Annotated in this window: 8 protein-coding genes and 1 pseudogene; 7 read left to right on the top strand and 2 right to left on the bottom strand. The window is 53.2% G+C overall.

Annotated features, from left to right (window positions below):
* Nucleotides 1-509 precede the first annotated feature (509 nt).
* Entirely contained in the window at nucleotides 510-593 is an 84-nt protein-coding gene (locus tag H7R56_RS27970; RefSeq protein WP_058655973.1) for a hypothetical protein, read from the bottom strand.
* Between the two features lie 640 nt (nucleotides 594-1,233).
* On the opposite strand from H7R56_RS27970, the gene H7R56_RS27405 reads away from it, so the two are divergent.
* Together H7R56_RS27405 and H7R56_RS27400 are read left to right on the top strand one after the other, a co-directional pair.
* A complete protein-coding gene (locus H7R56_RS27405) occupies nucleotides 1,234-1,557 on the top strand; it encodes a MobC family plasmid mobilization relaxosome protein (protein ID WP_181421366.1) in 324 nt (107 codons plus the stop codon).
* Nucleotides 1,547-1,873: pseudogene (locus H7R56_RS27400) on the top strand (nuclease); the annotation flags it as partial. The gene H7R56_RS27405 and the pseudogene H7R56_RS27400, both read left to right, overlap by 11 nt.
* 33 nt (nucleotides 1,874-1,906) lie before the next feature.
* Here the strand turns inward: H7R56_RS27400 and H7R56_RS27395 are convergent.
* The gene (locus tag H7R56_RS27395) at nucleotides 1,907-2,512 is read right to left on the bottom strand and encodes a recombinase family protein (RefSeq protein ID WP_000509966.1); all 606 of its coding nucleotides are present in this window, start codon (nucleotides 2,510-2,512) and stop codon (nucleotides 1,907-1,909) included.
* A gap of 94 nt (nucleotides 2,513-2,606) precedes the next feature.
* Between H7R56_RS27395 and H7R56_RS27390 the strand changes: the two genes are divergently transcribed.
* The 5 genes from H7R56_RS27390 (at nucleotide 2,607) to H7R56_RS27365 (ending at nucleotide 8,185) form a co-directional block, all read left to right on the top strand.
* A complete protein-coding gene (locus H7R56_RS27390; RefSeq protein ID WP_001553819.1) occupies nucleotides 2,607-5,504 on the top strand; it encodes a Tn3-like element Tn5403 family transposase in 2,898 nt (965 codons plus the stop codon).
* A 399-nt stretch (nucleotides 5,505-5,903) separates the two neighbouring features.
* Nucleotides 5,904-6,389, top strand: a complete 486-nt coding sequence (locus H7R56_RS27380) for an MbeB family mobilization protein (protein WP_110606109.1) — start codon at nucleotides 5,904-5,906, stop codon at nucleotides 6,387-6,389.
* A gap of 3 nt (nucleotides 6,390-6,392) precedes the next feature.
* On the top strand, nucleotides 6,393-6,608 hold the full coding sequence (locus H7R56_RS27375) for an MbeD family mobilization/exclusion protein (RefSeq protein ID WP_000137421.1): 216 nt from the start codon (nucleotides 6,393-6,395) through the stop codon (nucleotides 6,606-6,608).
* Between the two features lie 335 nt (nucleotides 6,609-6,943).
* Nucleotides 6,944-7,339: a hypothetical protein gene (locus H7R56_RS27370; RefSeq protein WP_182928887.1), complete on the top strand. Its 396-nt coding sequence runs from the start codon at nucleotides 6,944-6,946 to the stop codon at nucleotides 7,337-7,339.
* Nucleotides 7,340-7,345: 6 nt separating this feature from the next.
* On the top strand, nucleotides 7,346-8,185 hold the full coding sequence (locus tag H7R56_RS27365) for a hypothetical protein (RefSeq protein WP_182928886.1): 840 nt from the start codon (nucleotides 7,346-7,348) through the stop codon (nucleotides 8,183-8,185).
* Nucleotides 8,186-8,285 lie beyond the last annotated feature (100 nt).

Raw genomic sequence — 8,285 nt, 5'->3', positions numbered from 1 at the left:
TATTTTCTCAAAATGCTACAGCTCGATCTTATCATCGACTTATGGATGCTTGCCCTCAGCACAACACAAGTGTTAACGAATGTTGTGAGCTGACTACACATCAGTCTTCAGGTGCTTCTTTCGGCTAACTAAATTGCCAGACAAAATCCGTCACCTCGTGAACATCCTACCTTCAAAATACAAGGCGGAGAGTTCTTGTACTTGCCAAACATAAATCTTTAGTGAAGTGATAATACCATGCTTTTTAGGCTGCGACCAATCCTGCGCGTATTGACCGCTATCTAGCGTTAGACGTAGTATCTGATTCTGTAAAAGAAAAAACCACCGCTACCAACGGTGGTTTTTCAAGGTTCTTAGAGCTACCAACTCTTCGAACCGTGGTAACAGTCTTGTGCGAGACATGTCACCAAATCTGTCCTTCCAGTGTAGCCTCAGACAGGCCACTACTTCAAGAACTCTCGATACATCTCTCGCACATCCTGTTTACCAGTGGCCGTTGCCAATGGCGATTAGTCGTGTCTTTCCGGGTTGGACTCAAGACGATAGTTACCGGACAAGGCGCAGCGGTCGGACTGAACGGGGGGTTCGTGCATACAGTCCAGCTTGGAGCGAACTGCCTACCCGGAACTGAGTGTCAGGCGTGGAATGAGAAAACGCGGCCATAACAGCGGAATGACACCGGTAAACCGAAAGGCAGGAACAGGAGAGCGCACGAGGGAGCTACCAGGGGGAAACGCCTGGGATCTTTATAGTCCTGTCGGGTTTCGCCGCCACTGATTTGAGCGTCAGATTTCGTGATGCTTGTCAGGGGGGCGGAGCCTATGGAAAAACGGCAACGCCGCATCCTTTTCCCGCTCTTCCTGATTTCCACTCAGTCTCTTTATCCCGCCATTCGTGAGCCGGTAACGCCCGCCGCAGTCTCACGGCAGGAGCGCAGCGACCGAGTGAGCGAGGAGGCGTCATATCATCCTTACCTGCATATTGCACTTACGCCCCATAGCCACATTTTTCTCCTGCTACATTAAGCACTTTCCTGAGTTACCACTCCGATCTAACATATTAAGCCAGTATACACTCCGCTAGCGCTACGTGACTGGTTCAGGGCTGCGCCCCGAAACCCGCTAAAAGCCGCTGACGCGCCTGCGGCTTGTCCAACACCGCGCCGACCGGGAAAAGATTTCCCGCCCGTCCCGGCGTTATCAGGAGGCCGGATTGGCAGACAAACGCAGCAAAATGCTCACGATGTGGGTAACGGAAGATGAGCACCGGCGTCTGCTGGAACGCTGCGACGGTAAGCAGCTCGCAGCCTGGATGCGGCAGACGTGTCTGGACGAGAAGCCTGCCCGCGCCGGCAAACTTCCGTCGCTCTCGCCGGCGCTGCTTCGTCAGCTTGCCGGCATGGGGAACAACCTTAACCAGATTGCCCGGCAGGTTAACGGCGGTGGTGGCAGCGGGCACGACCGCGTGCAGGTGGTCGCCGCGCTGATGGCCATCGATGCCGGACTCGAGCGATTGCGGCATGCCGTACTGGAAAAGGAGGCAGGCGATGATCGTTAAGTTTCACCCGCGTGGGCGCGGCGGCGGCGCCGGTCCGGTGGATTATCTGCTGGGCAAAGACCGGCAGCGTGAAGGCGCCACTGTCCTGCAAGGGAAGCCGGAAGAGGTGCGGGAGCTTATCGACGCCTCGCCCTACGCCAAAAAATACACCTCCGGCGTCCTGTCCTTTGCCGAAGAGGACTTACCGCCCGGCCAGCGTGAAAAGCTGATGGCGAGCTTCGAGCGGGTTCTGATGCCCGGACTCGATAAAGACCAGTACAGCGTGCTTTGGGTTGAGCACCAGGACAAGGGGCGGCTGGAGCTGAACTTCCTGATCGGGGTCGGTTCCGGCTGAGGGCGAAATGACACCCTAAGCGTTAGCTCTGTGTCGTTGCACGATGTCAGCGACGGTATTCTTGCTGATACCGAGCTCGCGTGCGATCCAGCGATAGCTGCGTCCCTCGGCCCTCATCGCAACCACCTTAGGCAAAAGTCGGTCTGATTTTGGTCGCACTCCGGCCTGACGACCAAGCCTCTTACCACGTGCCTTCGCAACAGCAAGGCCTGACTTGACCCGCTCGCTGATGAGATCCCGCTCAAACTCCGCAATGCCGGAAAGAAACGTCGCCAGCATTCGTCCATACGGCGACGAAAGATCGAACGCCATTCCATTCATGGCTATCACGGAAACCTTCCAGTTCTCCAGTTCACGTAGCGTATTGAGCAGATCGAGCGTCGAGCGCCCCCACCGGGAAAGCTCAGTGACCAGGATTGCATCAATTTGTCTGGACTGGGCAAGCGCCAGGACTTTCTTTCGCTCGGCCCGGTCGAGTTTAGTTCCTGAACCTGTTTCCTTAAATATTCCCACCACGTCGTAGCCGGCACGGCCGGCGAAGGCTCGCAGATCAAATTCCTGGCGTTCACAAGACTGATCCGCTGTTGAAACCCGGCAGTAAATGGCGGCACGATGTCCCAATTGAACCCTCCTGGATTTTTGTATCGGAACGCCCTGATTTATATGGGCTGGCTGTTGTCCAAAACAGACTATACTTCAAAAGGGACGAATTTGTATGTCACGACGCCATATTTTCACCGAACGGCAGCGAGCAGCGCTGTTCGATCTGCCCACGGACGAACTGTCGCTACTGAAGTTCTACACGCTGGGCGATGATGACCTGGAAAACATTAGGCAGCGCCGCAGACCGGAAAACAGGATTGGCTTTGCCCTGCAACTTTGTGCCTTACGATATCCGGGCCGTGCACTGGCTCCTGGTGAGATGATCCCGCGTGAAGTCCTTTCCTTCGTCGGTGCTCAGCTTGGAGTTCCGGCTGATGCGCTTCTCACTTATGCCACACGGCGCCAAACCCGTCAGCAGCACATGGACACGCTGCGCGAAATTTACGGCTACAAGACCTTCACGGGCCGTGGTGCCCGTGATCTGCGTGAGTGGACTTTCGGCCAGGCCGAAGATGCCAGATCAAACGAGGATCTTGCTCATCGTTTTATTGTGCGGTGTCGGGAAACTTCCACCATTCTGCCCGCAGTATCGACAATCGAGCGCTTGTGCGCGGATGCTCTGGTCGCCGCTGAGCGGCGGATTGAAACGCGGATTGCGGAAAATTTAACAGCGGATGTTCGCGATCACCTGGACAAACTTCTGAGTGAAATGCTCGCCGGCAATATCAGTCGTTTCATCTGGCTTCGCAACTTCGAGGTTGGTAACAACTCGGCTGCTGCTAACCGTTTGCTCGACAGGCTCGAATTTCTGCGTACCCTGAATATCAATCATAGTGCTTTGGCCAGCATACCTGCCCATCGCATTGCCCGGCTGCGTCGGCAGGGTGAACGCTACTTCACCGACGGTTTGCGTGACATCACTTCGGACCGCCGCTGGGCGATCCTTGCCGTCTGTGTTGTGGAGTGGGAAGCGGCGATTGCTGATGCCATAGTCGAAACCCATGACAGGATCGTAGGAAAAACCTGGCGGGAAGCGAAGCGCCAGCATGACGAAACAATTTCCGGCTCTAAAGCCACACTCACGGATACGATCCGTACCTTCACCGCGCTGGGAGCTTCGTTGCTTGAGGCCCGCAGTGACGGAACCCCGCTGGAGATGGCTGTCGCCAGTTCGGTTGCATGGGACCGGCTCGCTCAACTGGTAGCGACAGGGACTCAACTCAGCAACACGCTAGCCGATGAGCCTCTTGCATATGTCGGGCAGGGATACCATCGCTTTCGTCGTTATGCGCCCCGCATGTTGCGCTGTCTGAAGCTCGAAGCCGCGCCGGTCGCCGGACCATTGGTAGCAGCAGCTTTGTCGATCGGAGAGATGAAAGGTGTTGCATCGCCAGAAAGGCGTTTCCTGCGGCCCAGCTCCAAATGGAACCGTCATTTACGAGCTCAGGAAAAAGGAGATACCCGTCTTTGGGAAGTGGCGGTACTCTTTCACCTCCGGGATGCTTTTCGTTCCGGAGATGTCTGGCTCGCTCATTCGCGCCGCTATGGTGACCTCAAGCAGGTACTGGTGCCGATGATCGCGGCGCAGGAAAATGCAAAACTGGCCGTGCCTTCCAACCCACAGGATTGGCTGGCAGACAGAAAGGCGCGACTCACGATCGCTCTTAAGCGGCTGGCCCGGGCTGCCCGTAACGGCACTATTCCGCACGGTAGCATAGAAGATGGAACGTTGCGGATCGACAGGTTGACAGCAGACGTGCCGGATGGTGCCGAGGCACTCATACTGGATCTGTATCGCCGAATGCCGTCCGTTCGGATTACCGACATGCTGCTTGAAGTTGATGCAGCCCTTGGTTTCACAGATGCGTTTACCCATCTGAGAACCGGGGCTCCATGTCGCGACCGGATCGGTCTGCTCAACGTCCTGCTCGCTGAAGGGCTCAATCTGGGCCTGCGTAAGATGGCGGAAGCTACAAACACGCATGATTACTGGCAGCTCTCACGCCTTGCCCGCTGGCATGTTGAAAGCGAAGCCATGAACCAGGCATTGGCAATTGTGGTGGCCGCGCAGGGTAAACTGCCGATGTCACGCGTCTGGGGGATGGGCACGTCAGCATCGAGCGATGGTCAGTTTTTCCCGACAGCGCGGCATGGCGAAGCCATGAACATGGTCAATGCCAAATATGGTTCTGTTCCCGGCCTCAAAGCGTATACTCACGTAAGCGACCAGTTCGCGCCATTCGCTTGTCAGTCGATCCCGGCGACCGTGAGCGAGGCACCGTATATTCTCGATGGACTACTGATGAACGAGGTCGGTCGCCATGTTCGCGAACAGTATGCCGATACAGCAGGATTCACCGACCATTTGTTCGGAGCCAGTAGCCTGCTCGGCTACAATCTCGTTCTGCGAATCAGGGATCTGCCATCGAAGCGGTTGTACGTATTTAATCCCGATACGACCCCCAGGGAGTTACGCAAGTTGGTAGGTGGAAAAGCCCGGGAGGATCTTATCGTTGCGAACTGGCCTGATATTTTCCGTTGTGCCGCGACGATGACCGCTGGCAAAATCAGGCCCAGCCAACTCCTGCGCAAGCTCGCTTCTTACCCACGACAAAACAACCTTGCAGTTGCGCTTCGTGAAGTTGGTCGTATTGAACGGACCCTTTTCATTATTGAGTGGATCCTGGATACGGACATGCAGCGGCGTGCTCAGATCGGTCTTAACAAGGGAGAGGCCCACCATGCGCTCAAAAATGCGCTCCGTATCGGGAGGCAGGGGGAAATTCGCGATCGCACGACAGAGGGGCAGCACTACCGAATCGCTGGGCTCAATTTATTGACTGCGGTGATCATTTACTGGAATACCGTCCATCTTGGTCATGCCGTCACGGAGCGGCGGAACGAAGGGTTGGATGTTCCCCCTGAATTTCTTCCCCACATATCCCCATTGGGCTGGGCGCACATTCTACTGACTGGCGAATATCTTTGGCCCAAGGAACCGAAAGCTTAGGGTGTCATTTCGCCCTCAGCCGGAACCGACCCCTGATCCCGAACACGGAGCTGCTGACCGGCAGGCGTCTCCAGCCGTATTACGACCGCGCCGACCGTCCGCGCATCGATGCCTGGCAGACCATAGTGAACGGCAGACTGGGGCTGCATGACCCGAACGCGCCGGAAAACCGGCGGGCCCTGGTCACGCCGTCCGCGCTGCCGGAAACGAAGCAGGAAGCCGCTCAGGCGATTACGCGGGGTTTACTGGCCTTAGCCTCGTCCGGGGAGCTGAAAACCCGTCAGGACGTCACTGAGGCGCTGGAAAGCGCAGGTTTTGAGGTGGTGCGCACCACGAAAAGCAGCATCAGCATTGCCGACCCGGACGGGGGGCGAAACATCCGACTGAAGGGAGCCATCTATGAACAGTCTTTTAACGCTGGCGAAGGACTTAGAGCAGAAATCGAAAGCGCAGCAGCAGAGTACCGGCGAGATGCTGAAAGCCGCATTCAGCGAGCACGAGAAGTCTGTCAGAGCGGAACTGAGCGAAAGCGAGAAGAGAATCAGCGCCGCCATCCTCGACCACGACCGGAAGCTGTCCTCAGCCATGAGCCAGCGCACGAAAGGGATGCTGCGCATGGTCAGCCAGACGTGGCTGACCATCGTCCTGGTGTCCGCGCTGCTGATCGCCTCGGGCGCGGCCATTCTGTGGTGGCAGAGTCAGCAGATACTCGACAATTACACGACCATCCGGGAGCAGAAGAGCACGCAGGCCATGCTGTCAGAGCGGAACAGCGGCGTGCAGCTCTCGACCTGCGGCGAGCAGAGACGCCGCTGCGTGAGGGTGAACCCGGAAGCGGGACGGTTCGGAGAGGATTCGAGCTGGATGATACTGGCGGGGAAATAGCACATGACGGAGCTGGAAAAACAGTTGCTGAGCGCATTAGAGCAGCTACAGCAGGACTACTCGAAAAGGCTGGACGAGTGGGAGAACGCCTTCGCGGAATGGCGGACGATGTCTGGTCTTATGCAACGGGAGAACGCGGCGCTGAGCGAGCGCGTCACGGGCTTGAGCAGGCAGGTGCAGAGTTTGAGCGAGCAGCTGCGCCGGTTGTCGCAAGGCTGAACGGTATCGAGGCGCACCGGGAGCAGGTGCGCGCGGTGCAGCACCAGAAATCGCTGGAGCTGGAACGATCGCAGCGCCAGCGTACTTATGACGGCCCGTCGCTGTGATAACTGGTGAAAATCGGGCTTATAGCACCCAATCAGCACCAAACCTGCGTGTAATCATTGTGTTGCATGGCTATGCAAAACGGGTAAATTTATCCCGTGCGTTTCCGGCGTCTTTCCGGTGTGTCTGTCGCCACTTATGCCCGTTTCGCGCCGGAAACGCACCCAACCCGGATCGGCAGGTGCAGCCAAGAGATGTTATGGTAAATGAATTTTATTTAAGGATGACTTATGAGTGATATTAAGAAGAAGTTAAGTGTAGAAGTTAGAAATTATTGGAATAAAAAACACAAACCTTTGCTGTTTAGTACAATTGGCGATAAGTTCAAAGAAATAAAGTCAGAAGAAGGTTTTGTTAACATAGGTGGTTGGATTTCTGAAAACATAAATGATCTTGACGCATTTATTTATAGTGACCCCAACAAACCAGAATACATCGGTTTAGTTCCTAATGGGGAAGAGTACGAGCCGGAAGAGCCTAAACTATTTTCTACAAAGATAAGTAAGAAAAGTCAGAATAATGAAAGGCTGGTTTTGGATTTTCTTTCAATCCTTAACGATCTAAGTGATGATGATTTGAAGCGAGTGATCATCCCAACGGATATTTTGGTTAGACTTATGAAGTAATCGCTCATGATTAATTTTATTTTTATTTCAAAGGATGACCGGCTTTTGTCATTTGCCGGTAGTGAACCATCATTGCCTATAAATGAATCTTTGATTTCAAACGGAGAAAAAGGAGTTATCTCGAAAGTAAAAATAAAAAATAATACGAAACATAGTGATCTAATGGGGTGTGTACTATCTGAGTTGGGTGATTTTTACTCAGCTTACAGCGGAGTGGTGCTGTTCTGTGACTCAGACTACTACCCTTACCTTTGTAAGCATGCTGGGCTTTTTTTCATGGTTTTTGATCTTAGTAGTTGTTCAGCAGATCTAGCTGACGGGCAGCTAAAACAAAAAATTGAATCTTTAATGAGTTTGTCAGTGAAGAAATTCATGCAGATTAAAAGAGAGTTTCTTATTAGTAATGGTATTTTGATGAGGCTGCCATATCGTAATTTTATCAATCCGTTGCTAAGGGGATTCTTTGATTCTCTAAAGAGGGTTCATGAGATTGATATAGGTAATCTTGCTGCTGATATAAAGAAAATAAAAAACGATTGCTATAAAAAAGTGCCAGATGTAAATCCCGGTAGAATATTTGTAGATGTAAACTTGAATAATTTCGTTTTTGGTCACGAATATCATTCAAAGCAAGGTACGTCGTCTGCAAATGGGCATGTTTTACTTTGCGATGTAAGCTCTAAGTATAGGTTTAGTCATAGGATCGATGAGTTTAGGCATTTTAATGTGCAGAAAAGGGGTAAGAAACCCATATCTGGATCATTTTATAACTGCCATGACACAAGGGAAAGTATAAATAAGGAGACTCATATTAACATGTTTACGAGTGATTTCATGGAGTATTGAAGTAAAAAAGGCCAAGATTTCTCTTGGCCTTTTTTTGGGTAAAAATACCCTATTACTTTTGGTCAGTACTTAAAATGAACGTCTTACTATAGCACAAAGA

The sequence above is a fragment of the Klebsiella sp. WP3-W18-ESBL-02 genome (assembly GCF_014168815.1).
Classification (GTDB): Bacteria; Pseudomonadota; Gammaproteobacteria; order Enterobacterales; family Enterobacteriaceae; genus Kluyvera; species Kluyvera ascorbata_B.
Note: the sequence above shows the minus strand (reverse complement) of the source record. Positions and strands in the feature narration are given on the sequence as shown.

Coding starts and splice junctions, on each gene's coding strand:
- H7R56_RS27370 (WP_182928887.1), top strand. CDS start 6,944: ATGAGTGATATTAAGAAGAAGTTAAGTGTAGAAGTTAGAAATTATTGG.
- H7R56_RS27380 (WP_110606109.1), top strand. CDS start 5,904: ATGAACAGTCTTTTAACGCTGGCGAAGGACTTAGAGCAGAAATCGAAA.
- H7R56_RS27365 (WP_182928886.1), top strand. CDS start 7,346: ATGATTAATTTTATTTTTATTTCAAAGGATGACCGGCTTTTGTCATTT.
- H7R56_RS27970 (WP_058655973.1), bottom strand. CDS start 593: ATGCACGAACCCCCCGTTCAGTCCGACCGCTGCGCCTTGTCCGGTAAC.
- H7R56_RS27390 (WP_001553819.1), top strand. CDS start 2,607: ATGTCACGACGCCATATTTTCACCGAACGGCAGCGAGCAGCGCTGTTC.
- H7R56_RS27375 (WP_000137421.1), top strand. CDS start 6,393: ATGACGGAGCTGGAAAAACAGTTGCTGAGCGCATTAGAGCAGCTACAG.
- H7R56_RS27405 (WP_181421366.1), top strand. CDS start 1,234: ATGCTCACGATGTGGGTAACGGAAGATGAGCACCGGCGTCTGCTGGAA.